The following is a 23,522-nucleotide window of genomic DNA, read 5'->3' as shown; positions in this document are numbered from 1 at the left end:
GAAGGCCCCATGCACGACCTCTCCCCGGACGACCCCCGCGACATCGGCCCGTACCGCCTCCTCGCCGTTCTCGGCTCGGGCGGTATGGGGCGTGTCTACCTGGCCACGGACGCCGACGGCACCCTCGCCGCGGTCAAGTCGGTGCGGCCGGAGTTCGCCTACGATCCCGGCTTCCGCACCAGGTTCGCCCGTGAACTCGACCTGGCCGACCGCGCCCTCGGTCCCTTCACCCCGCGTGTGCTGGACAGCGACCCGGCCGCCCGGATCCCGTGGATGGCCACCGAATACGTGGCCGGTCCAACCCTGCACGAACTCGTGCGAGCGTCCGGCCCGCTGCCCGAGGAGTCGGTGAGGTTCCTGCTGCGGGCCGTCGCCTCAGCGCTGGAGGGCATGCACGGGAACGGCCTGGTGCACGGGGACCTCAAACCCGGCAACGTCATGGTCGCCGCGTCCGGTCCGCAGGTGATCGACTTCGGGGTCTCCCGTGCCCTGGAGGAGGCCGGGTCCGCCGAGGACGAGGAGACCCTGGTCGCCGGAACGCCCGGGTACACCGCCCCCGAGCTGTACGGGGGCGCGGAGGCGTCACCCGCCGCGGACGTGTTCTCGCTGGCGGGCACCGCCGTGTACGCGCTCACCGGTACCGGGCCGTTCGGCGAAGGGCACCCCTCCGCGGTGGCCTACCGCATCACCCGCCTGGAGCCGGACCTGGACTCCGTCCCCGGGGGCCTGCGCGCACTGCTCTCCCGGTGCCTGGCCAAGGACCCTGGCGACCGGCCGACCGCGGCCGTGGTGCTGGAGGAGCTGGGCGGGCCGGTGGGCCCGGCCGACGCGGCCCCTGACTGGCTTCCGTCGGAGGCCGCCCGGAAGGTGGAGGAGGTCGCGGAGGAACACCGGGAGTACGTCTCCCGGAACCCGCGGAGCGGGTCGGCGCCCTCCCGTCGTGGTCGGTCGTGGGCGGTCGGCGCCGGCGCGGCGGCACTGGTCCTGGCCGCGGGCGCGGGGGTGTGGGCGGTCTCGGAACAGGGGTCGGCGGAGGCCGGACCACCGGGGGCCGAGGAGGGCGTGCACCGGGCCGGGGGCGACGGCGGGACGGGGGTGTGCTCACGGCCCGAGGACTTCGCGGCGGAGTACACGGCGGCGGCCCGGGAACGGCCGGAGGTCCCCGGAGAGGACGGCTACAACCTGGACATGGCCGTCTTCCCCCGGCTCTCGTTCGTGGCCGGCGGCGACCTGCTGGCCGTGTCCCACCCGTCCGGCGTCGCCCTGTGGGACTGGGAGGCGGGCACGGAGGTCGCCTTCATCGGCGATTCCCTGCCCGACTTCGGCGGCATGCCGACGGTGGGCCCGGACGGGTGCCGCTTCGCCTACCTCTCCACCGAGGGCGGCCTGCACGTCTTCGACCTGCGCAGCGGGGAGCGGGCCATGCACCTTCCGGACCTGGTCGGCCTCCTCGCCTACGAGCCCGTGGTGTTCTCCCCCGACGGTGGCGAGGTCATGGTCGGTCCCGGGGGGACGAGGAGGATCGACCTGGAGACGGGCGCGGTCACCGATGTCCGGGACGAGATGGTCGACTGGGCGGCCTACTCACCCAACGGCGAGTACTTCGCCCTGGGCGGGGCCGACGGCTCCGTCGCGGTGCTGGAGGCCTCGACCGGCCGGGAGATGTTCCGCGAGGAGGGCCCGCTGAAGCCGGAACGCGGGGCGGTCGCGCTGCCCAACGACGAGGGCGACCTGCTCTACCTGTCCGCCTCCCCGGAAGCGGTCGTGCACACCAACTACCTGACGGAGACGGAACCCCGGCTCTTCGCCCCGGACGGTGAGGCGCCCCACCTGTTCGAAGAACTCGTCGTGGCACCCGGCACGGACCGGTTCCACCTGCTGTACAACGAGGATGTCGCGCCCGGCCTGCGGCGCGCCGCCTGGGACCTGTCCACCGGCGAGCAAGTGACGTCCGGAACGGACGGCGCGGGCGAGGCGGGCATCCGGACGTTGGCGGCGCACCCGGCGGGAGAGGTGCTGGCCGTGCTGCCCTTGGAGGCGACCACCGTGCTCATCGTCGACGCCGCGTCCTCGGACGTCCTGGCCGAACTCGGCTGATCGGAGAGGACCGGGATGCTCCCCCTGCACCCGCACGACCCGCCCGGCGTCGGGCCCTACCGCCTGCTGGGCAGGCTCGGCTCGGACGACACGGCCCACCGCTACGCGGGCGGGACCGGCGACCGCGTGTCCGTGACCATCGTGCTCCTCCGGCCCGGACATGCCACCGATCCGCTGTCCCGCGGCGAGTTCGCGCGCCGGGTCGGGGCACTGCGGAGGCTGCGGAGTCCGTACGTGTGCCGGGTGGTCGGCGCCGACACCCGGGGCGCGGTGCCCTGGGTCGCGTTCGCGCGTGCGGGCGGGGAGACCCTCGCCGACCGTGTCGGGAGGAACGGGGGCGGCCTGCCGCCGGAGGAGTTCCCCTCCGTGGCGACGGCGCTCGCCGCGGGCCTGGCCGATCTGCACGAGGCGGGTGTGACCGCCGGGCCGCTGCGTGCGGAGGACGTGCTGTCCACCACCGGCGGCGTCATGCTCACGGGAGCGGTCTCCGCGGAGCCGTCCGGTGCGACGGCGGAGGACGTGCGCCACTGGGCCGCCCTGGTGTCCGCCGTCGCCGGGGACGCGGGCCCTCCGCTGCGGTTCCGGAAGGTGATCGAGGGCTGCCTGCACCCCGACCCGGACCTGCGACCGGCGCCGCGTGAACTCGCGCGGATGCTCTCGGGGACCGGGGCGGGCCGGGAGGGCGGGGCTCCGACCGCCGGGCGGCGGTCCTGGAGGCGTATGGCCGTGCCGTTCGCCGCGGGGCTGCTGGCCGTGGCGGCGGTCGCCGCGACGGCGTTCGTGGTGGCCGGGGAGGAGGCGGCGGACCCCGCGGGGGCGTCGGGGAGCGTGGAGACGCCGGGGACCGTGCTCACCGACTGCACCGAGGCGGAGGGGTTCGCTCCCGCAGACGAGTGGTCGGCCGAGGATCTGGGGGACTTCTCCCACCTGCGGTTCTCCCCCGACGGCGAACTGCTGGTGATGCAGACCCTTCAGGACGGGCTGAGCGTGTGGGACTGGCGGGAGGGTCGGGAGATCGCCCGCCCCGACACGGGTTTCAACGGGCTGGCGGGCTACGGTTTCCTGCCCGAGGGATGCGGCATCGCGGCCGTCGTCATGGAACCGGAGCCCCGCCCCGGCAACGAGTACCCGACACCGGTCGGGCAGGTGTTCGACCTGGCATCCGGCACGGCCACCGGGTACGGGGGCGAGGGTTCGGCCGACGGACCCCCTTCGGAAAAGCCTCCGGCCGTGGACGGGATCGCGGTCTCGTCCGGCGGGCTGATCGCCCTCACCGGGTTGGACGGCGGTGAGCGCGTGCGGATCGTCGACGGCGCGACCGGGAACATTGCGGGGGACTTCGGGGCCGCCGGGTCGGAGCCCGTCTTCCTCGACGAACGGCGCCTGGCCCTGCGGACCCCCGCCGGTACCGTCGAAGAGAGCATCACCGTCTGGGACGTGCACACGGGTGAGCGCCTGCACACGGTCCGCCCGGTGGCGGAAGGGTTGTTCGCGCCCGTCACGGGAACCGACGAGGTCGTCTACGTCCACGAGGGCGAGGTCGTCGTGTGGGACGTCGCCGCCGGGCGGCGGGTCGACGCGTTCGACATGGCGGAGGTCGCGGAAATCCATGAGCCCTGGATCCGGGACGTCGTCGTGGACCCGTGGCTGGGCCGGGTGTACGTCCTGTGGTGGGACACGGGCCCGAGGGGCGAGGGTACGGAGGAGCCCAAGGTCCACGCCGGGGCGTGGGACCTGGAGAGCGGGAAGAACATCCTCCCGGAGGGACTGGTCCTCTGGCATGTGGCCCCGCATCCGGACGGCGAGGTGGTGGCGGTGGCGACGGAGGAGCCGGGGGTGCGGTTCCTGGATCCGGAGACCTGGGAGGTCGTCGGGACCCTGTAGGGGGCTCGACACGGTCTCGGGCCACCCGCCGCCGAGGACGTGGGCGGCCCCGGAGCGGGCGCTCCGGGGCCGCGGTCACCGGGCCGTGCGGCCGCCGGTCAGTACCCGCAGGAACCCGCCGGGTTCCAGGGGCTGAACAGGCCGCTCGGGTTGTGCTGGTACAGCCACACGTGCAGCGTGTAGTTGACCGGCAGGCCCGGTTCCTGGGGCTCGTCGGGGCCGTCGAACGGGTGCCCGAAGAGGGAGGGGCGGTCGTCGTCGGTCTCCACGTCCTGGTCGGCGTCGACGTAGTAGTACTCCAGGGCCACGAGCTTGCGGCCGCCGTACCCGTCCGGCTGGTAGACGAGCACCTCGGGGGTGCGGATGTCCAGCTTCCGGTCGATCAGGTACGGGTTGACGTAGTGGTAGCCCATCACGCCGTCCGGGCTCTGCGCGCACTGGTCGGTCGGCACGTAGCCGTCGGCGATCGCCTCGGCCTCGTCCTGGTACTTGGTGGTGGCCTTCTTGGCGGTGGCGAGGTCCTGCTCCACCGTGCTGTGAGCGCTCGCGGCCATCGGCGCGAGCAGCGCCAGTGCGGTCCCGACCGCCGCGGCGGCGGTGAGGCGTGCGGCACTTAGCGACATCTTGTCCCCCTGAGCTTCGAGCGCCTTCGCGAGTCGTCCGCCCGGTCGAGGACCGGGTCCGGCACCGATTCCGGGAGCGGTGCCGGGGGCACGGGCCCTTGCGGACCGGGGCGCTTATCCGGGGACAGCATGCATCCGTCTGTGCTGGTCAGAGCGTTGAACATCGCGCCGGTAGAACCAAAGCCGACCCAAGCTTGACCTTGAAGGGGTGGCGATGTGCTCCCGTACGCCCCCATAACCGGCAAACCGCGAGACCCGCCGGCCACGCCGGAGTCACCGGTTCCCGACTCTTTAGAACTCATCTCATTTGGGTTCTCGGCAGCCTGCTCCTGTGTCGATGGTGGAACGGCTGGTGCCGGACGAGCTGTGGGAACTGTTCCAACGGGTGGTCCCCGAAGCGCCCACCCGCCCCCAGGGCGGCGGGCGGCGCAGACACGGCGACCGCCAAGTCTTGGCCGCGATCATCTTCGTGGCCACCAGCGGGTGCACCTGGGCCCGGCTCCCGCCGGTCTTCGGCCCCTCCGGCCCCACCGCGCACCGGCGCTTCACCGAGTGGGCCCGGGCCCGGGTCTGGGCCAAGCTCCACCGCCTGGTCCTGGACGAACTCGGCTCTCGCGGTGAGCTGGACTGGTCGCGGTGCGCGATCGACTCGGTGAACACGCGCGTCCTCAAAGGGGGGCCTGACAAGTCCCAATCCTGTCGACCGGGGCAAGAAGGGGTCGAAGATCCACCTGATCACCGACCGGTCCGGTCTGCCCCTGTCCATGGCGATCTCGGGGGCCAACACCCACGACAGCCAAGCGCTGCAACCCCTGGTGGCGGGGATCCCGCCGATCCGCTCCCGCCGCGGACCCCGGCGGCGCAGACCGGGCAAGCCGCACGGCGACAAGGGCTACGACTACGCCCACCTGCGTCGCTGGCTCCGGCAGCGGGGGATCGTGCACCGCCTGGCCCGCCGGGGCGTGGAGTCCTCGCAGCGGCTGGGCCGGCATCGGTGGCAGGTCGAGCGCACCATGGCCTGGCTGGCCGGATGTCGCCGCCTGCACCGCCGCTACCGGCCGATCACTTCCTGGCCTTCGCCGGCATCGCCTGCACGCTGATCTGCTACCGCCGACTCACCAAATGAGATGAGCTCTTGATATGGCGATACCGGCCAGGCGGCTGATTCCTGTTCGAGCCAGGTCAGGCCTGCCTTCTGGCATCCAGGTCCTGCTGGATCTCGATGATGCTCTCCTGTGCGGCTGCGGCCCGGCCATTGTCCCCGACGGTTCGAAACAGCTCCACCGACCGAGTGTGGGCGTTGATCGCCTCCCCGAATCGGTCCATGTCGCGCAGCGCGAGGGCGAGGTTGTTCCATGCCACCGCTTCGCGGTGGCTGTCTCCGGTTTGGTGGAAGGCCCGGCCAGCGCGGGAGTGCGCGTCGATCGCCTCATCGAACCGATCCACCTTGCGCAGCGCCAGGCCGAGGTTGTTCTGCGCCATCGCTTCGCCATGGGTGTCACCGGTTTGGTGGAAGGCCCGGCCAGCGCGGGAGTGCGCGTCGATCGCCTCTTCCAACCGACGTGCCTCTTGTAGCGCTACACCGAGGTTGTTCCACGCCTTCGCTTCGCCCTGGATATCACCGGTCCGCTGATGGAGTTCCCGTGCACAGGTGTGGGCGTCGATCGCCTCACCGAACCGATCCACGTCGCGCAGCGCGAGGCCGAGGTTGTTCCATGCCATTGCTTCGCCGTGGGCGTCTCCGGTTTGGTGGAAGGCCCGGCGGGCGCGGGTGTGGGCGTCGATCGCCTCATCGAACCGACGCACCTGACGCAGTGCGGTGCCGAGGTTGTTCCATGCCATCGCTGCCCCTTGAGTGTCTCCGACCTGATGCGCGCTCTGTCGGGCCAAAGTGTGGGTGTCGATGGCGTCGTCGAAGCGGCGCCGCAGCCGCAGGTAGATACTCAGGTACTGGGGCAAGCGGATGGCGGCCCGCGCGCAGTGGGTGTGGTGTGCGGTGCGCACGCACGCCAGGAGGTTGTCGATCTCGGCGTCCAACCACCCCAACGCCTCCTCACGGCCTGGAAACAGTTCGGATGGGGTGTCGCCTTTCAGGGCCCGCAGGTGGTCATCGGCCGCATTGGTCCTAGCCGTATAGAAATCCAGGATCCGGTCCAAAGCCTGGTCGCGGGCGTCAACCACTTCGCCGGTGCTGCCTTGGCCGCCCTCCCCTGTGGGGCGCTCGGTGTTGGTGGTGGGTGGGATCAGGGCACGAGCGTGTTCGGCCACCAGGTCGTGCATCGCCCACCGGTCCTCCGCGGGTGTGGTGATCAGGTGTGCGGCCGCCAACTCCTCCAGTACCTCCTCCACATCCTCCACTTCCAGACCGACCAGGGCCGCAGCTGCGGTGGTGTGGATGTCGTTTCCGGGATTGGAGCCCAGCAGAGCGAATACCCGTACCTCCTCGGGGGAGCGGTGGGCCAGGGAGGCATCGAAAACCGCTTTGAGATCGTGGCGGCCGTCAGTGAACTTGGCCAACTCCCCCAATCGCACCGCCAACCGGTGCGGGGCCAGACGGATCTTGCGGGCCAGCAGAGCAGCGGCGATCTTGAGCGCCAACGGCAGGTACCCGCACCGCTTCGCCAGTTCCCCCAAACCTTCCTTTTGCTCTCGGCGGGGGTCAGTGGAGGGCAAGCCGGCTGTGAGCACTTCCACCGCCTGGTCAGGGGACAGAGTGTCCAGGGTCAAGGCCTGGCGGGAGCCCAGGGGTAGTGCTTCGCGGCTGGTGACCAGTAAACGGTGCCCGCCCGCCCCCGGGAGCAGAGGTTCGACCTGGTCCACGTGGTGAGCGTTGTCGGCCAGCACCAACACCGGACGGTGTCGCTCATCGGCCCTGGCCAGGTCGGCCAAGGCCGAGCGGTAGAACACCGTACGCTCGGCCACCCCGAGCGGCATCTTCTCCAAGTCCGCACCGGTTTGACGCAGCAATGCATCCAGCGCGGCTTCACCGGTCAGGGCTGGTGTGTGGGGGGTGTAGCCGTGCAGGTCCACGAACAGGTAGCCGCTGAACCATCCCTGCTCCCATGCCCGGTGCGCGGTCCGCGCGGCCAGTGCGGTCTTGCCGACCCCGCCCATGCCGGCCACCGCACAGACCACCACCGCACCCGACCCATCATCACCGCGGTCGGAGCCACCTGTGGGGTCCAGAAAATCCAGCAGCTCCTGCATCTGCTCGTCGCGGCCCACGAACCCACCCACCACCATGGGAAGGCCCTGCAACGCCTTCGGCAGCGTCTGCTCCTGCTGCACGACCGTGTGGTTGGTGATGGTCGTGGTGGTGTTGGTGTTGCCGACGCCGCCCTCGACACGGTTGGCCTGCACTGCAGTGCCCGACACATCATCGGTGATCGTGTTGGCCGTACCGTCAAGCGTCCGCTTCCATCCCATCCACTGATTCTTGCGTCCCTGCAGGCGTTCTGGGCAAGTTTTCGCGGACAAGAAGTCCGGTCGCGACGCCGACTGCCCCGAACTGAAAACGTGCCTGGCCTACCTGCGATCCGACGACACCCTGGTGGCGGCCTGCCCAGACCGGTTCTCCCGCTCCCTGACCGACCTCATCACCCTGGTCGACGGCCTGCTCCGTGCAGGGGTGGGGTTTCGGTCCCTGCACGAAGCGTTGGCCACCACCATCCCGGGCGGGCGGCTGGTGTTCCACGTGTTCGCCGCGCCGGCGGAGTTCATCCACGAGCTCATCGTGGAGGGCACCCGCGAGGGTTCGGAGGTGGCCCGCGCGTCCGGTGAACACCTGGGCCGCGCGCCTGTTCGGAGTGATCAGGTCGATCCTGTACAAGCACCTACCGGAACTAGGCAGTGTTTTTTGGACGGGTCAGGTCGCGGAGCCAGATCCGGATCGAGGCCACCAACACGATCCCGTCAAAGGTCTCGACCCGCTTGTCGTAGCAGGACGCGACCGCCCGGTTCTGCTCGAGCAGATTGCTACACCGCTCCACGGCATTGCAGCCCCGGCAGGCGTCTCGGTCGAAGACCGGGGCCTGCCGCCCGCCGATCCCTTACAGCGGCGGTTCTCACGCCGGTCCTTGGGGTGCGCGATGGTCGCCTTGATCTTGCCCGCCCGGGCGGCCGACCGCCGCCGGGCCGTGCACACCTCCGCTTCCGCACGGCGCGAACACCTGCTCCCACTGCGGCGTTCCGCCCCGCCCGGGTGCGCCCCCGCCCGGAACCCCCGGCCGCCCGCTCCAACCCCGCCTGTCAGGCACCCTCCGGCGGGTCGGCCAGGTGGGCGTTGATCCGGCCCAGCAGCGCGAACAGCCGCGCACGCTCCTCACCGTCGAGCGGCGCCATGACGTGCTCGTTCACCCCGTCGAGGACGCGGTCGAGTTCGGCGAGGCGGCGCTCGCCCGCGCCGGTGATGGTGATGACGTTGCGCCGCTTGTCCGCCGGGTCGGGGGCACGGCGGACCCACCCGCCCTTCACGAGGTCGTTGAGGACGGAGACGAGGTCGCTGGTGTAGATCCGGGTGCGGCCGGAGAGGTCCGCCTGGCTGGCGTCGCCGAACTCCGCGAGTGCGGCCAGCACCATGAAGTGGTTCTTGTGGGCGCCCACCGCGGCGAGCGCGTCGCTCGCGACGCGGCCCGTCTGGACGGCGGTCATCCCGAGGAGGCGCGAGAGCTGGCCCCTGAGCCGGGCCGGGGTCTCGTCGCCGTGGTCGAAGCGCAGCTCGTCTCCGGTCTCCATGCGGACAGGCTACCGGCTTGCGTTAGTGCCACTAACGATCTAAATTCATTAGTGCCACTAACGTTAGTCCCACTAACAAATCGGAGGACCTCCCATGACCGGCACCGACACCCTCGTCCGCGAACTCGCCGACCGCGCCGAGCTGGCCGACCTGGTCGCCCGCCACAGCCTGTGGATCGACGAGGGCCGCTACGACGAGAGCGACCGGCTCTTCACCGAGGACGTCGTCGTCACGTCCCTCCGCGGACGGGCCCGCGGCATCGGGGCGCTCGTCGAACTCGTCCGCTCGCGCCACGACGACTACGCCCGCACCCTGCACAACAAGTCCAACCTCGTCATCGAGATCGACGGCGACACCGCCGCCGTCCGCGCCCACGACATCGCCGTGTTCGTCATGGACGACGAGTCCGAGGCCATCGCGGCCGCGGTCCACCGCTACGGGGCGCGCCGCACCGGCGACGGCTGGCGCTTCGACCGCCTGGAGATCACCCCGGTCGCGCTGACCGCGGCCCTCGACCGGGCCCTCTAGGGCACGGGCACCGCGACCGGCGCGGGGGCCGCGAACCCGCCCCTACCCTCCCCGCGCGACACCAGCACGGGAAACCCGGTGGCGTCCGGGGCGCGGATCGGCGAAGCTGGGCCGCATGGTCTCGGTAGTGCAGAATGTGGCGATCGACTGTGCGGATGCCTATGAGCTGGCCCGGTTCTGGAGCGGGGTGACCGGCCGCCCGCTGCATCCGGAGGACGAGCCGGGAGAACCGGAGACTCAGGTGATGCTGGCGGAGGGCCCGGTCCTGCACTTCAACCAGGTGCCCGAGCCCAAGACGATCAAGAACCGGATCCACCTGTGCCTGCGGCCCGAGACCTCACGCGACCAGGAGGTGGAACGGCTCCTGGGCCTGGGCGCCGCCTTCGTCGCCGACCACCGGAACCCCGACGGTTCGGGCTGGGTGATTCTCGCCGACCCCGAGGGCAACGAGTTCTGCGTTCTGCGCAGTGAGTCCGACCGGGCCGCCGCGCACCCCTGACGGGCTCCGGCGACGGGGGCACGAAACCGGGACCGGCGCACTCGGTCCCGGAGGCGGGCCGCGCCGGCCCGGCGGGTTCCACGGCGTTCGCGACGCCGCCGTCGGGCCGGACGGGCCCTCGGGGGTCCCGCGTGCGGGACCGGTCTTTAGCTGCGGATGTTGATGTCCACGCAGGCGTAGAAGGCGTTGGCCGTGTCGGCGATGTTCCACCGGGCCAGCAGCTTCTGCCGCCCGCTGTACCCCGACAGGTCCACGGTGTGGCTGAACGACCACGGCGGACGGGCGCCGTTGTCGTTGAACACGGCCACCCGCTGGTTGCCGATGAAGTACTCCCAGGTGGACGTGGAGTGCGCCGCCGTGATGGTCCAGTTGAAGGTCTGGACCCGGCTGACGTCGGTGACCCGCCAGCCGTGGTTGTCGTTGTTCAGTTCGGAGAAGCGGCCGACACCGCCGTCGCACCGCATGAGCCCCTTGGGGCCCTCGACGCTCTGCGGCTCCCACTGGATGCCGCCGCACTGGACGATGCCCGCGGCGCACTGGGCCTGGCGGCTCATCGGGTTGGAGATGTAGCCGTGGGCACTGGCCGTGCCCGTGGGCATGAGGCCGAGGAAGAGGGTGGTCGCGGCGGCCACTGCCGCCGCCGCGCGGAAACGGTGCTTCTTACGGGAGGTGTCGGACGTGAGGGTCGGCATGGTGCGGGTCCTTCGGTCGTGGATCGCGTCCCGGCACCGCGGAGGCCGGGAGGTAGCGGGAATCCATTGGGGGGGGAGTCCCGGGCCGGTACCGGCCCGGGGCGAAGGCGAGCGCTCGGAACTGCGGAGGTGTCGGAGGGGCCACGGGCTCCGAGCCGCGGGGAGCGGGCGCCCGGGATCCCTCTGCCTCAGGGGTTTCCCGCCCGCGGGGGCCGGTAAGCGGCCCGTGACGAAGCGTCGGATCCGCTGGTGGGCGGCGGGACCGGACCGCCCACAGGACCAGTGGGCGCCCTGCGCACGGCGGTACGGGCGGGTCCGCCGGGCACCGGCGAACCGGAACAGGAAGGATTCCGTCCCATTGCGTGGGTGGTTCGCACCGACGGGCAGTGGACCAATCCGGCCCGGGCCGGTCGGCCCCGGTAGACCTCACCGGAAGGCCACATTTTGCTTCCCCGGCCCGGTGTCCGCCCCGGAGCGGCGGCCGGGGCCGGAGGCCGCGCGGGAGCCCGGCCGGAACTCCGGCCGGGACCGCGCACGGGAGCCCCGCGGGGAACGCACGCGGGCCCCGGCACCGCGTCGAACGCGGTGCCGGGCCCGGCGGCGTGCGGACCCGTCAGGCCGCGGGCTCGGTCTCCACGACCGCGTCCGGGCAGGACTGCGCGAAGCCGAGCAGGGCCTCCCGCTCGGCGGTGTCCACCGACAGGCCCCACCGCGTCTTCACGGTGGCCCACTCGGTGACGTACCGGCAGTGCGCCTCCGCGGAGGCGGGCATCCACTCGGCCGGGTCCTGGTCGGCCTTGCTGCGGTTCTGGCGGGCGGTGACGGCGACCAGGGCCACCGGTTCGCCCAGGTCGTTGGCGTAGTCGCGGCGCCGGGCGGTCGTCCACTGCGAGGCGCCGGAGTCCCAGGCCTCGGCGAGCGGCACCATGTGGTCGATGTCCAGAGCCCGGGCCTCGGTGACGGTCTCCCCGTCGTAGTAGGAGGACCACTCCCCGCCGGAGATCCGGCACCGGTCCCCGACCTCCGGCGCGACCACGGCCTCCTCCAGCAGGACCTCGGACCGGGTATTGCACCCGTTGCGGTCGGCGTCCACCCAGTGGGGGAAGAGCGAGCGGTCGTAGCCCTCCCGGGCCTCGTCGGCGACGGGCAGGGCGGCCACCGCCGCGGCCAGGGGCAGGGGTACGGACACGGCGGTCTCGTGGGCGTGGGCGGGGGCGTTGGCCGGGAGTGCCACGACCGCCGTCAGAACGGCCGGGGCGAGGGCGGAGAAGCGTGCGAGCAGGGACACGGAAGAGCCTTTCGGGGTCGATCACTTTCTGTGACGGCAGGGTGATTCTCCGGTAAGGAGTCGGGTGGGGGCGGGCGACGCGCGAGGGGCGGCCGTATCCTCCCGGAATGACCGGGGCCCTCTCCCACCCCGGAAAGGGACGTTCCGGGCATGGCTCGGGGCCGGGCGGGTAGTCGGCACCCATGGTGGACGGTTCCCGACTCTTCGCCGCCGGAGGCGAGCCGACGGTGGTCTCCGACCTGGGCGGCCTGGCGGACCTCGTCCGCGACCCGCGCCCGCTGTACCTGCGGTACTCCGAGGGCCCCGAGCGGGACGCCTGCATCACCAGCAAGGACTACGAGAGCGGACTGGACCTGCCCGGGCTGTCGGCGACCCCGCTGACGCCGGAGCCGTGGTGGACCCGCCCGCTGGAGGACTGGCTCGCCCGCCAGGTGCGCAAGTACGCCTCGCTGGCCGAGGAGGACTCCGACCGGCACGGGTGGGCCCTGCGCGGGCGGGTGGTCGCCCGCGGCCCGGACCACGAGCCGCTCCTGGACCGGGTCGAACCGGTCGCCCGCCTCGCGGAAACGGTCATGGAGGAGGCGCTGGAGAGGTACCGGCTGCGGTTCTCGGCGGGCCGGGGGCCTAACGACGAATGAGCCGGCGGGGCGCGGCACGTGCGCCCCGCCGGTCCCGCGGGCACGGCTCCCCGGCCCGCCTTCCGCCCCTCCCCCGCGCCGCCCTCCTCCGGTGCGACCCGTACTCCGACGCGTCTCCCCTTCGGTGTGCGCCCGCTCCGGCACGTCTCCGCTCCGGCGCGCGCCCGCCCCGGTGCGGTCCCGCCTCAGCGCGTCCGGTGTGCCCGCGCCCCGCGCTCCCACGCCCGGGGTGTTCCCGCGCCCCGTGCTTCAGTGCGCCTCATGGCTCAGCGCGCCTCATGGCTCAGTGCGCCTCGTGCCAGCGGCGGGGCAGCGACCCGTGGTCGACCCCGATCTCGATCCGGTCCTCCCGCACCGCGATGACGTCCTCCCACTTCACGTAGCGTTCGTGGCGCCGCAGCCAGCCCAACAGGTGCTTCCACGGCGTGGGCGGCTCCAGCGAGTCCCCGTACCCGAAGCGCCCGGCGAGCGCGGAGCGGCCCAGGACCAGCCCCAGGACCGTGTAGACCCCCTCCTCGTGGCGCACGACGATGTCCTGGACCGAGCCGGCCTCACGCCCGTCCCGGTCCACCACCCGCACCCCGAGCAGCTCGCCCGCGCGCAGCCGCCTCACCGCCGGCCCCCGGGTATCCGGCAGATGATGTGCTCCGCCACCCAGGTCTCCATGGGACGCATGCCCGGCGGCGCCGCTATGGACAGGACCGTGGAGGGATCGAACTGCTCCACGTCCTCCAAACGGATGAGCGTGGGCTCCTCGTCGGGCGGCCGCAGCCTCCCCAGGAGCACCTCCCAGGACCGGCCCAGGCGCCCGGCGATCCTCGGGCCGAGGGCCGCGGTATCGCTGACCAGGGCCGTCATCGTGGGCGGCTCCCCCTCACGCCACTCGAACTCCACGTCGTCGACCTTGCCCACGTTGTCGCCCTCGGCGTCGACGATCTGGCGGTCCAGGACGGTGAACCCGATCCGGAAGACGGAACCGCCCCCTCCGTCGGACATCTCATTGACCCGCTTTCGTGTAGACCATCAGGGGGATGGCGGCCAGGGAGACCGCGGACAGGAGCACCAGGTAGACCGACCCGAGGACGTTGGTGAAGCGCGAGTTGACGCGGTCCCCGAGATAGGAGCGGTCGTTGGCGACGACGAAGATCGGCAGGTAGGTGAGGGGCAGGGCGGCGGCCGACAGCACCAGGCTGTACTCGGTGACGGTGATCGGATCGACGCCAGTGAGGACGAAGAGCGTCCCCGCCAGCAGGCCGCCCAGGATCACGAGCTGGAAGTAGGCGGCCCTGCGGGGCGGCAGCTCCTTGCCCCACTGCCACCCGAAGTACTGGGCCACCGCGTACCCGGCGGCCAGGCCCGACTCCAGCGAGGCGCCGAAGGTGGCGGCGAAGAACCCGAGGATCGCGATGACCACCCCGATCTTGCCCAGCGAGGAGACGACCGGGAGGGCCACCTGGCCCAGGTCCGACACCTGGATCCCGGCGGGCAGGAGCGCGACCGCGGCGCAGCCCATGATCGCCAGGGCGAGCAGGCCCCCGAGGGGGAGGCCGAAGAAGATGTTGACGCGCGCCGTGGCCAGGTCCTTGGGGGTCCACTTCTCCTCCACGCCGCTGGAGGAGAAGAAGAGGACGGTGTAGGGGGTCATCGCGGACCCGAACAGGGCGATGGCGTAGTACCACCAGACCGCCGTGCCCTCGTCCGCGGGCGGGGCGAACGCGAGCGCGTCCTCCAGCAGCACCCCCCAGTCCGGCCCCAGCCGCCACAGCGCGACGCCGAACACCACCAGCGCCAGGCCCATGAAGCCGTAGATCTTCTCCATCCGGTCGAACGGCACGCGCCAGAGCACGATCCAGACGAGGGCGGCGGCCACCGGCACCCACAGCAGGTAGTGGATGCCGCTGGCCAGTTCCAGGGCCAGGGCGATGCCGCCGAGCTGGGCGGCGAAGGTGAGGAGGGTGATGAGGTAGGAGGCCAGCAGGTTGGCGAGGCCGACCCGGGGGCCCAGGCGTTCGCGGACCAGGTCGAAGGTGCCCCGGCCGGTGGTGGAGGTGACGCGGGCCGACATCTCGGTGAACAGCATCAGGCCGACCAGCCCGAGGGGGATCACCCAGGCCAGGGTCATGCCGAAGCGGGAGCCGACGATCGAGTTGGCGACGAGGTCGCCGATGTCGAGGAAGCCGCCGACGGCGGTGAGCAGGCCCAGGGTGAAGGCCGTCAGCCACCTCATGAGAGCTCCCCCTCGAGGCGTTCCAGGGCGTCGGCCGTCTCCGTGAGCAGGCGCGCGGCCTCGGCGACCCCCGCGGAGTCGTCCCTGCGCAGGGCGATGCGCAGGTCGGCGAGGGCGTTGACCGCGTCGTCGCACAGGGGGACCAGGCGGGCGCGCAGGAGGTCGGACTCGGCCGAGGGGGGCTGGATGATCCCGTAGGTGTCGGCGATCGAGCGGGCCGCGGACTCGGCGTCCCAGGCGACCGTCTCCAGGTAGGGGGAGAAGGCCTTCCCGTCCCGGTGCGCCGCGGCGACCAGGACGCCGGAGTTGACGGCGGAGAGGAGGTCGGTGACGGTCTGCCCGGCGGAGGCCCGGTGGGCGTCGGTGGTGGGGGTGGGGGCCACGCAGCCGGTGAGCGCGAGCACGAGGAGGGCCAGCGCGGCGAGGAGTCCGCGGACCGCCGGCGTCGGGGGCCACCCGCCTGAGGTGCGCACACGGGGCGCGAGGGTTTCCAGCACCCTTCGACCATAGCTCTGGGTAACGGTTTTATCGCTTATCGCAACCGGGGGTTCGGGGAAGTCGCGGCCGGGCTGTCCGGGCCTCGCGGGAGGGCGGGCCCCGGGCGGACCGTGCGCCGTCCGGCCCCCTCCGATCGCCGGACACGAGAGGGCCCCGCCCTCCGGGGGTACCGGAGAGCGGGGCCCGATGGTGCATCCGGCCGGCCCGCTTCCGCGGGTCCGCCCGGGTGCGGTCCGCCCGGGTGCGCGGTAGGCAGGCCGTCACTCCTCCCCGACACGCCCCCGGTCCCGAGCCCGGTCTCAGGGCAGCTGGTCCAGGAACCAGGTGGCGAGCTCCTCGCTGACCAGGGCGTGCATCTCGTTCCGCGAGGCGAGCTTGACGGCGTCGAAGGGCGTCTTCTCCAGCTCCTCCTCGCTGAGCGGGGTGTACAGGTCCTCGTGGGTGGCCGGCTCGCGCGCGGCGACGGCGCTGACGGCCGGGACGAAGCAGTGCTCGCGGACCGGGGCGTCGACCTTGAAGCCCAGCAAGGCCGGGAGCGCGTTCAACGCGTCGGCGAGGATCCCGAAGCCGGGCAGGGTTCCGCCGGGCGCGCCGTCGGCGTCGGGCAGTCCGCTGGTGCGGATCTGGCGGGTGGGCAGGGTGACCACCCGGAGCTTGGCGGCCGACTGGTCGTCACCCTCGGCCTGGGTGCGCAGCTCGGTCCCGGTGACGGCCAACCCCTTGCCGACCACGGCCTCAACACCGGGGTCCACGCCGTTGCCGGTGCCGTTGGCGGGACCGTTGGCCAGGGCGATCCTCCGGGGCTCCTGGGGCCAGTTGCCGACCTCCTCCAGCGCGCGCAGGAACGCCCGGCGCTTCTCACTGGCGGTGGGCTTGTCCTTCCAGCTTGCGATGTGCCTGGTCAGCAGCTCCTGGGAGGCCGGGCTGTTGATCTGCTCCGAGAAGCGGCCGTCGAGCTTCTTGATGTAGTGCGCGAACGCCTGTAGGGGGACCGGGATCCAGGCGCCGGTGTGCGGACTGTCCCAGGAGAAGTAGAGCCGTGCCTGGTGGTCGGTGCCCGTCGTCTCCATCTTGGCGAGGGCGTACCGCGTGACCAGGCCGCCCATGCTGAAGCCGCCGACGACCGGCGGGTGGTCGCCCACCCGGCGGTCGTTCGCCTCGGTGATGGCCGCGATCACCGTCTCGGCGTTCTGGAGGATCGGGGCGCTGCGCTCGTGGTAGCCGACCAGGACCACGTCGCGGCCCCGGCGGCGGAGCTCGCTCAGCAGCGGAAACGGTCCGTACTCCAGGAGCTCCCAGGTGAGGGCGAGGTCGCTGGGGCCGGAGCTGAAGCCGTCCGCGATCAGGACCGGGCGGGTGAGCCCGCTGTTGCCCTCGCCGTGGTAGACCCAGGCGGTGCCGTAGGGCAGGTCCCAGATGTCGTCGGGCTCGGGCGGGGTGTGATCGGTGGTGCGGGGGCCGGGCGCCAGGATGATCGGAGGAGCGGCCTGCAAGGCCTCGGCGGCCTGCTCTTCGGTGGTGCTCACGAGCGTCCCTTCCTTTGTTCCGGGCGGGCGCCGACCGCCCGCCGCGTCCCGGTCATCGTCACTCTCCGTTCACGGATTCGCGGGAGGACAGACCGTCGACGTCCGATCAGTGGGGCAAGGCGGGCGCTTGGCAACGGTATGGGCGGCTACAGCATCCGCATCCGCGAGAGATCCGGCCGACCGTAGATCCCCCTTGCGGCCTGACCGAGTCCGGGGTGGAGGTCGGCCCGGCCGGTGGCGGCGCATCCTTCGGGGCGCATATGCCGCGCCGCGCCCTCGGTACCGGCATCGGTACCGGGGGCGGCGTGGCGGCCGCCATGGTCCCGGTGCGGCCTCAGCCGTCCGCCGGGCCCCGGCCGCGGATGGCGGCCTCGATGCGAAGGCCCACCGCCAGCAGGGCAAGCACCGGCACCGCCAGCGTGGTCCAGTGCGTCGGGGCGACGATGTGCAGCACGAACATCACGGCGCACAGGCCCAGGAGGCCGTTCGCCGCCGCCTCGACACCGGTCGCCGGAACACGGGTATCCCCCGCACGCTTTGTCATGCGGCCATTGTGGCCGTGCCCGGGGCGGGCTCAGCGGGCGGGCCCGCGTTCGGTGCCCGGCTTCTCCCCGTCCTGGTCCGCCTCCGGCTCCGGGGCCGAGGGGCACCCCGACCTGTACGCCCCGGTACGGGCGGAGGTAGTGTCACACCAAACCGACTGTCCGGTATGTTACTGGAGCCCCCCATGGAAACGGCACTTCGGATCTGCCCGCTGTGCGAAGCCACCTGCGGCCTCACCCTCACCATCGACACCGGCCGGGTGACGGCCGCCCGCGGCGACCGCCGGGACGTGTTCAGCGCGGGGTTCGTCTGCCCCAAGGGCGCGACCCTGCCCGCCCTCGACAACGACCCCGACCGCCTGCGCCGCCCCATGGTGCGCGAGGGCGGGCACTGGCGCGAGGTCGACTGGCCCGAGGCGTTCGCCGCCGTCGACGCCGGGCTCTCCGGGGTCCTGCGCCGCCACGGCCGCGACGCGACCGCCGTCTACCTGGGCAACCCCAACGTTCACACCCTGGCCGGACAGCTGTACTCGGGCCTGCTCGCGCGCACCCTGGGCAGCACCAACGTCTACAGCGCCAGCACCGTCGACCAGATGCCCAAGCACGTCTCCTGCGGGCTGATGTTCGGCGACCCGCTGGCCATCCCCGTTCCGGACCTGGACCGCACCGACCACCTGCTCATGCTCGGCGCCAATCCGGTGGAGTCCAACGGCAGCCTGTGCACCGCGCCCGACTTCCCCGGCCGGCTCAAGGCGCTGCGCGCCCGCGGCGGCCGCCTGGTCGTGGTCGACCCCCGGCGCACGCGCACCGCCGACCTGGCCGACGAACACGTCCCCGTCCGGCCCGGGACCGACGCCTACCTGCTCTTCGCCATGGTGCGGACCCTCTTCGCCGAGGGGCTCGCGGACCCGGGGGCGCTGGCCGGGCACGTCGAGGGCCTGGCGGAGGTCCGCGCCCTGTCCGAGGAGTTCACCCCCGAGGCCGTCGCGTCCGTCTGCGGCGTGGACGCCGACCGCATCCGCGCCATGGCCCGCGACCTGGCAGCCGCGCCCACCGCCGCCGTCTACGCCCGCGTGGGCACCACCACCGCCGAGTTCGGCACCCTCACCAGCTGGCTCGTGGACGTGCTCAACCTGATCACCGGCAACCTCGACCGCCCCGGCGGCGCCCTCTTCCCCCGCCCCGCCCACCGCCCGGCCGGAGCCGGCCGCAGCCGCCCCTTCCGGCTCGGGCGCTGGCGCAGCCGCGTGCGCGGCCTGCCCGAGGCCAAGGGCGAACTGCCCGCCGTGACCCTCGCCGACGAGATCGCCACCCCCGGCACCGGGCAGGTGCGGGCCCTGGTCACCGTGGCCGGGAACCCGGTGCTGTCCACCCCCGGCGGCGACCGCCTGGACCGGGAGCTGGCGGGCCTGGAGTTCATGGTGAGCGTGGACCCCTACCTCAACGAGACCACGCGGCACGCGCACGTCATCCTCCCGCCCGCGCCGCCGAGCCGCACCCCCCACTTCGACCTCGCCTTCGCCGAACTGGCGGTGCGCAACACCGTCCGCTACTCCCCCGCGCCCCTGCCCCTGGGCGAGGGGGAGGCCGACGAGTCGCTCATCCTGCGCCGGCTCGTGCAGATCGCCGCCGGCCAGGGGCCTGACGCCGACCCCGACGCGGTGGACGAGGCCGAGGCCGCCCGGCTCCTGTCCCGCGCGGTCGCCGACCCCGACTCGTCCGTGTACGGACGCGACCCCGCCGAACTGACCGCCGCGCTGTACCCGGGCACCTGGTCCGAACGCCGGATCGACCTGCTCCTGCGCCTGGGTTCCCACGGCGACGCCTTCGGCGCCCGCCCCGGCGGCCTCACCCTCCAGAGCCTGCTGGACGCGCCGCACGGTGTGGACCTGGGACCGCTGGACCCCCGCGTCCCCGAGATCCTGTCCACCGCCTCCGGCCGCATCGAGGCCTGCCCCGCACCCGTGGCCGAGGACGTGGCCCGCCTCCGCGAGGGCCTGGCCGCGCGCCGCGACTCCCTGGTGCTCGTGGGCCGCCGCCACCTGCGCTCGAACAACAGCTGGTCGCACAACGTCCCCCGGCTCACCGGCGGCAGCAATACCTGCACCCTGCACGTCCACCCGCAGGACGCCGCCCGCCTGGGCCTGGCCGAGGGCGCCGAGGCCACCGTGCGCAGCGCCTACGGGGAGGTGAACGCCCCCGTGGAGCTCACCGACACCGTCTCCCCCGGTGTGGTGAGCCTGCCGCACGGCTGGGGGCACGGCCTGCCCGGCACCCGTATGGCGGTCGCCGCACAGAACCCGGGGGTCAACGTCAACGCCGTCACCGATCCCTCGGTGGTGGATCCGCTCTCGGGCAACGCGGTCCTCAACGGCGTCCCCGTCGCGGTGCTCCCCCTCGGCTGACCGGCACGGCAGGCGGGGCGGGGCGACCGGTCCGGTACGGGGCGGCGTGCCCGCGGTGGCGCCGGGACCGCTCCTCGTCGGACGCGGGCCGTCGGAGGGCCGTCCACCGGTCCGCTCCGCCCGGGCGGGCAGCGGCCCGGCAGGACCGCAGCCCCGGGGCCGGGCAAAGGTCCGGCGGGGATCGGTCGCCCGGTGGCGAGGGCGCGGCACCGGGCCGTCAGCCGGGTGGCCGGTCGGACTCCCCGAGCCGATCGCGCACCAGGTCCAGGACCTCGCGCAGGAGGCGGGAGACGTGCATCTGGGAACAGCCCAGGTGCTCGGCGATCTGGGCCTGGGTGAGATCGTCGAAGAAGCGCAGGCGCAACAGGGCGCGGCCCCGGTCGTCCAGGCCGGCCAGCACCGGCTTGAGGGACTCGCGTTCCAGGACCAGCTCGTAGCCCGTCTCCTCATCGCCCAGGCGGTCCTCCAGACGGGTCCCGGCCTCCTCGCCCTCATCGTCGGGCTCGGTCCGGTCCAGGGACAGGCACTGGTAGGCCTCGGACGCCTGCAGCAGCCGCCGCACCTCCTCATCGGACAACCCCAGCAGCCCGGCCAGTTCGGCCGTGGTGGGCCGGCGCCCGTGTTCCTGCTCGAAGTCCTCCGACACCCGGCGCAGCCTGATCCGGTTCTCCTGGTGGCAGCGGGCGACCCGCACTGCCCAGGTGTGGTCGCGGAAGTGCCGCTTGATCTCGCCGGTCACGGTGGGCCGCAGGTAGGCCAGGAAGGGCGTGCCGCGACCGGGATCGAACCCGCGCACGGCCTTGACCAGCCCCACCATGGCGGCCTGGGTGACGTCTTCCAGGGGCTCGCCCCTGCCCCGGTAGTCGCGGGCGATCCGGGAGACCAGGGGCACGAACTCCTCCAGGAGCCGCTCCCACAGCTCCCGGGCCTGGGGCGCGTCGGGCGCCAGGGCGTGCAGCCGGGCCAGGATGTCCTCGGCCGAGCCCTCCTCGAAGCCGTGGGAGTCGACGGGGCGGCGTGGCCGCGGTACCTGGACCGGTGCCGTCGCGGTCGGAGTCGGAGTCGGAGTCGCGGTCGGAGTCGGAGTCGGGGTGGCGTGTGCTGCGGGCGGGACCAAGAAAACCCCCGGTGCTGTGTCCTGCGTGGAACTCGTCCCTGCGGGTGGACAGGGCCGGCCGGTATCTCCCCGGCCGCACCCACCACCCGTGTGACACATGAGGCCCAAGGGGGGATCCGGTGAGCCTGACCCTGCCCGGAAAAATCCCCCCGAAGCGCCATAGAGACGGTTTTCTCCCCTGAGCACCTCAGGCCCGTCACGTGTCGCGGCCGGCGCCCCGGGCCCGGAACCGCCCCTTGGATCCGGGGCCGGGGCGCTCACCGTGCGGGTCATCCCCGGAACACGCGCGGGCCGCACGGCCGTCCCGCCCGGACCGGGCACGCATCCGTTCAACGGCGCCCGGACCGGTCGAGGCCCGCCCACGGTAAGCACTCGGCGGCGCCGGGTCCCGGACCGCGGGCGGCGTGTTCGAAATCGGCCGTCCGAGCAGGACGGCGGGCCGACGTGACCGCCCTGCGCGACACCCGCCCGCGGCGCCCCGCGCAAGGGGCCGGCGGCGGAAGCAGCAGAGCCGGAAAGCCTTCGGTCGGCTGGGGTCGTGCGGGGCCTTGCCCGGATCGGCCGGCGGACTCGCGTCGGCGCCGGGGCTCTCCTTCCCGCTCCGGTTCCGGGGCGGATCGGAACGGCCCCGGCCACCGCCGGATGGGCCGTATCCCCGTCGGTGCCCGGTCGACCCGTCCCGGGGCCGGCGCCGCCGTGGTCACGGTGGGGCCGTGGGGGTGTCCGCGCCGCCGAACACGGACCTGTCCGGCGGCGACCGGCACAGCCGGGTTCAGGCGGGTGCGACGACCTGCGCCTGGCAGGCGAAGCACATCAGCGTGTACTCCACCACGCGCCCCTGATCGAACCGCTGGCCCGCATGGACGGTGTACTCGTCGCACTCGGGGCACGACCAGGGGCCGGACTCGTCCTGCTTCGCCGAAAGGATGATGCGGTTCCACTCGTCATCGTTCATCCCGGGAGCCTACTGCTCCCCCGGGACATCGGCCGGGGCCGGGACACCGGCTCCCCCGAGCTCCGGATCCGCGACGGTTGCGTGCACGTCGGCCCGGAGTGCGGCCCCGAAGAGGGCACGCGTGGAACGCGCGAAAGCGCGGAACCGGGTCAGCCCGGCTTGCGCTCGGTGCCGGGCTTGTCCGCCTCCGGCTCCGACTCGGGCTCGGGGACCGGGTCGATCGGGTCCCAGGGCACCCGGCCGCCGACACTCGGTCCGCCACCCTTGGATCTGCGCATGAGAGGCCTCCTTCCCGGGGGTCCGGTCCGCCCGCTCGGGAACGGCCTACCCCGCGCCGACGGCGGTCAGGCCCACCTGGCCGGGACAGGCCATGGCCCCTTCCCGGTTCACCTCGGCAGCCTCCCCGCAGGGCCCTCTCCCCCGCGGCGCACGTTCAATCACCGCCCCCTCCGTCTCCGCCGTCACCGCTGACGCCGCCGTAGCCGTCGTAGCCGGACGCATCTCCGGAGCCGCCGCCGTAGCCCGAGCCGGAGTCACCGCGGCCCCGGTACCGCTCGCGGTACCGCCGCAGCATCCGCTGCTGCCGGTTCCACACCTGCCTGCTCATCCCCGGAGGGCGCCGGGGGGTGTCCGGTTCGTCCCAGCTCAGGAGGATCATGAACCCGAGCACCACGATGAACGTCACGACGATGACCACCAGGGTCAGCAGGCCCTCGAAGACCGCGCCGACCGTGTCGACCACGTCGCCGAGCGCCTCCCGGGCGCCGGGATGGGAGACGACCCCGACCGAGGCCAGGAACACGGACCCGACGGCGGCCCCCAGCGCGACCGTCAGGAGTTCACGGATGCGGCCCCGGTGGCGGGCCCGGTCCAGGCCGTCGGTCGCCCAGATGCACCCCGCGCTGACGAGCGCCTCCGCGACCAGTAGCACCAGGAGGACCTTCGCGCCGGTGCTCTCCGGCCGCGCGAGCACGAGCACGAACAGGCTCGCGCACACGTTGCCGCCGGCGGCGACGGCCGCCACCTGGGTGAGCACGTCGTTGCGTTTCTCGAGGCGCTCCTCCTCGTGGGAACCGGTCATCTTCTTGTGGAAGCCGACCACGTCCCACAGCGCCCAGGCGCACGCGAGGGCGCATCCGGCCGCGACCAGCAGCATCGGCGACGTGGACATGGCGGACCTCCCCGGCGTGGCGGTGGTCGGTTCCTACCCGGCCCCGCCCCGCCGACGGCCGGCGGCGGTGGCCGGATCAGGACGGGAGGGCGGGCGC

The 23,522-nt window shown here is 72.8% G+C and carries 21 protein-coding genes and 2 pseudogenes; 8 read left to right on the top strand and 15 right to left on the bottom strand.

The window, feature by feature from the left end:
* The first annotated feature begins 9 nt into the window (after positions 1–9).
* Together ACFVNO_RS06455 and ACFVNO_RS06450 are read left to right on the top strand one after the other, a co-directional pair.
* Positions 10–2,097 (top strand): WD40 repeat domain-containing serine/threonine protein kinase, encoded by a 2,088-nt coding sequence (locus tag ACFVNO_RS06455; protein ID WP_378889941.1) that lies wholly within the window; start codon positions 10–12, stop codon positions 2,095–2,097.
* A gap of 15 nt (positions 2,098–2,112) precedes the next feature.
* Positions 2,113–3,981 (top strand): hypothetical protein, encoded by a 1,869-nt coding sequence (locus ACFVNO_RS06450; protein WP_378889938.1) that lies wholly within the window; start codon positions 2,113–2,115, stop codon positions 3,979–3,981.
* Positions 3,982–4,079: 98 nt separating this feature from the next.
* Here ACFVNO_RS06450 and ACFVNO_RS06445 read toward each other — a convergent pair whose 3' ends face one another.
* Positions 4,080–4,604: a hypothetical protein gene (locus ACFVNO_RS06445; protein WP_355254962.1), complete on the bottom strand. Its 525-nt coding sequence runs from the start codon at positions 4,602–4,604 to the stop codon at positions 4,080–4,082.
* 337 nt (positions 4,605–4,941) lie between these two features.
* Between ACFVNO_RS06445 and ACFVNO_RS06440 the strand changes: the two are divergent.
* Positions 4,942–5,730: pseudogene (locus ACFVNO_RS06440) on the top strand (IS5 family transposase).
* 56 nt (positions 5,731–5,786) lie between these two features.
* On the opposite strand, the gene ACFVNO_RS06435 reads toward ACFVNO_RS06440, so the two are convergent.
* Positions 5,787–8,030, bottom strand: coding sequence for a tetratricopeptide repeat protein (locus ACFVNO_RS06435; RefSeq protein ID WP_378889933.1), 2,244 nt, complete (start codon positions 8,028–8,030; stop codon positions 5,787–5,789).
* A 10-nt stretch (positions 8,031–8,040) separates the two neighbouring features.
* Here ACFVNO_RS06435 and ACFVNO_RS06430 point away from each other — a divergent pair.
* Positions 8,041–8,373: pseudogene (locus ACFVNO_RS06430) on the top strand (recombinase family protein); the annotation flags it as partial.
* A 479-nt stretch (positions 8,374–8,852) separates the two neighbouring features.
* On the opposite strand, the gene ACFVNO_RS06425 reads toward ACFVNO_RS06430, so the two are convergent.
* A complete protein-coding gene (locus tag ACFVNO_RS06425) occupies positions 8,853–9,338 on the bottom strand; it encodes a MarR family winged helix-turn-helix transcriptional regulator (RefSeq protein ID WP_378889930.1) in 486 nt (161 codons plus the stop codon).
* A 94-nt stretch (positions 9,339–9,432) separates the two neighbouring features.
* Between ACFVNO_RS06425 and ACFVNO_RS06420 the strand changes: the two genes are divergently transcribed.
* Both ACFVNO_RS06420 and ACFVNO_RS06415 read left to right on the top strand, forming a co-directional pair.
* Positions 9,433–9,867: a nuclear transport factor 2 family protein gene (locus ACFVNO_RS06420; protein ID WP_378889927.1), complete on the top strand. Its 435-nt coding sequence runs from the start codon at positions 9,433–9,435 to the stop codon at positions 9,865–9,867.
* 115 nt (positions 9,868–9,982) lie between these two features.
* Positions 9,983–10,366 (top strand): VOC family protein, encoded by a 384-nt coding sequence (locus tag ACFVNO_RS06415; RefSeq protein WP_355254980.1) that lies wholly within the window; start codon positions 9,983–9,985, stop codon positions 10,364–10,366.
* Positions 10,367–10,512: 146 nt separating this feature from the next.
* On the opposite strand, the gene ACFVNO_RS06410 is transcribed toward ACFVNO_RS06415, so the two are convergent.
* Together ACFVNO_RS06410 and ACFVNO_RS06405 are read right to left on the bottom strand one after the other, a co-directional pair.
* The gene (locus ACFVNO_RS06410) at positions 10,513–11,058 is read right to left on the bottom strand and encodes a lytic polysaccharide monooxygenase auxiliary activity family 9 protein (RefSeq protein WP_355254983.1); all 546 of its coding nucleotides are present in this window, start codon (positions 11,056–11,058) and stop codon (positions 10,513–10,515) included.
* Between the two features lie 613 nt (positions 11,059–11,671).
* Positions 11,672–12,346 (bottom strand): HNH endonuclease family protein, encoded by a 675-nt coding sequence (locus ACFVNO_RS06405; RefSeq protein WP_378889922.1) that lies wholly within the window; start codon positions 12,344–12,346, stop codon positions 11,672–11,674.
* 182 nt (positions 12,347–12,528) lie between these two features.
* Here ACFVNO_RS06405 and ACFVNO_RS06400 point away from each other — a divergent pair, with 182 nt between their 5' ends.
* On the top strand, positions 12,529–12,984 hold the full coding sequence (locus ACFVNO_RS06400) for a DUF6098 family protein (RefSeq protein ID WP_378889919.1): 456 nt from the start codon (positions 12,529–12,531) through the stop codon (positions 12,982–12,984).
* Between the two features lie 283 nt (positions 12,985–13,267).
* Here the strand turns inward: ACFVNO_RS06400 and ACFVNO_RS06395 are convergent, their stop codons facing one another.
* The 6 genes from ACFVNO_RS06395 to ACFVNO_RS06370 all read right to left on the bottom strand — a co-directional run bounded on the left by ACFVNO_RS06395 (position 13,268) and on the right by ACFVNO_RS06370 (position 17,779).
* Positions 13,268–13,597, bottom strand: a complete 330-nt coding sequence (locus ACFVNO_RS06395) for a PRC-barrel domain-containing protein (RefSeq protein ID WP_378889916.1) — start codon at positions 13,595–13,597, stop codon at positions 13,268–13,270.
* Positions 13,594–13,980, bottom strand: a complete 387-nt coding sequence (locus tag ACFVNO_RS06390; protein ID WP_355254992.1) for a hypothetical protein — start codon at positions 13,978–13,980, stop codon at positions 13,594–13,596. The genes ACFVNO_RS06395 and ACFVNO_RS06390 overlap by 4 nt, the downstream gene beginning before the upstream one ends.
* A 1-nt stretch (position 13,981) precedes the next feature.
* Positions 13,982–15,211 (bottom strand): divalent metal cation transporter, encoded by a 1,230-nt coding sequence (locus ACFVNO_RS06385; protein WP_355254995.1) that lies wholly within the window; start codon positions 15,209–15,211, stop codon positions 13,982–13,984.
* Positions 15,208–15,708, bottom strand: coding sequence for a hypothetical protein (locus tag ACFVNO_RS06380; protein WP_355254998.1), 501 nt, complete (start codon positions 15,706–15,708; stop codon positions 15,208–15,210). Before ACFVNO_RS06380 ends, ACFVNO_RS06385 begins: the two co-directional genes overlap by 4 nt.
* A 300-nt stretch (positions 15,709–16,008) precedes the next feature.
* Entirely contained in the window at positions 16,009–17,235 is a 1,227-nt protein-coding gene (locus tag ACFVNO_RS06375) for an esterase/lipase family protein (RefSeq protein ID WP_378889911.1), read from the bottom strand.
* A gap of 334 nt (positions 17,236–17,569) precedes the next feature.
* The gene (locus ACFVNO_RS06370; protein ID WP_355255007.1) at positions 17,570–17,779 is read right to left on the bottom strand and encodes a hypothetical protein; all 210 of its coding nucleotides are present in this window, start codon (positions 17,777–17,779) and stop codon (positions 17,570–17,572) included.
* Between the two features lie 183 nt (positions 17,780–17,962).
* On the opposite strand from ACFVNO_RS06370, the gene ACFVNO_RS06365 reads away from it, so the two are divergent.
* The gene (locus ACFVNO_RS06365) at positions 17,963–20,182 is read left to right on the top strand and encodes a molybdopterin-dependent oxidoreductase (protein ID WP_378889908.1); all 2,220 of its coding nucleotides are present in this window, start codon (positions 17,963–17,965) and stop codon (positions 20,180–20,182) included.
* A 217-nt stretch (positions 20,183–20,399) separates the two neighbouring features.
* Here the strand turns inward: ACFVNO_RS06365 and ACFVNO_RS06360 are convergent, their stop codons facing one another.
* The 4 genes from ACFVNO_RS06360 to ACFVNO_RS06345 all read right to left on the bottom strand — a co-directional run bounded on the left by ACFVNO_RS06360 (position 20,400) and on the right by ACFVNO_RS06345 (position 23,425).
* A complete protein-coding gene (locus ACFVNO_RS06360; RefSeq protein WP_378889905.1) occupies positions 20,400–21,299 on the bottom strand; it encodes a SigB/SigF/SigG family RNA polymerase sigma factor in 900 nt (299 codons plus the stop codon).
* A 772-nt stretch (positions 21,300–22,071) separates the two neighbouring features.
* A complete protein-coding gene (locus tag ACFVNO_RS06355; RefSeq protein ID WP_378889902.1) occupies positions 22,072–22,254 on the bottom strand; it encodes a hypothetical protein in 183 nt (60 codons plus the stop codon).
* A 149-nt stretch (positions 22,255–22,403) separates the two neighbouring features.
* Positions 22,404–22,532, bottom strand: a complete 129-nt coding sequence (locus ACFVNO_RS06350) for a hypothetical protein (protein ID WP_378889899.1) — start codon at positions 22,530–22,532, stop codon at positions 22,404–22,406.
* 155 nt (positions 22,533–22,687) lie between these two features.
* Complete coding sequence (locus ACFVNO_RS06345) at positions 22,688–23,425, bottom strand: hypothetical protein (protein WP_378889896.1); 738 nt, start codon at positions 23,423–23,425, stop codon at positions 22,688–22,690.
* Between the last annotated feature and the right edge of the window lie 97 nt (positions 23,426–23,522).

Origin of the sequence: Nocardiopsis sp. NPDC057823 (genome assembly GCF_042797335.1) — a bacterium.
Taxonomy (GTDB): Bacteria; Actinomycetota; Actinomycetes; order Streptosporangiales; family Streptosporangiaceae; genus Nocardiopsis; species Nocardiopsis changdeensis.
This window is presented reverse-complemented; position numbering and strand designations above follow the sequence as displayed.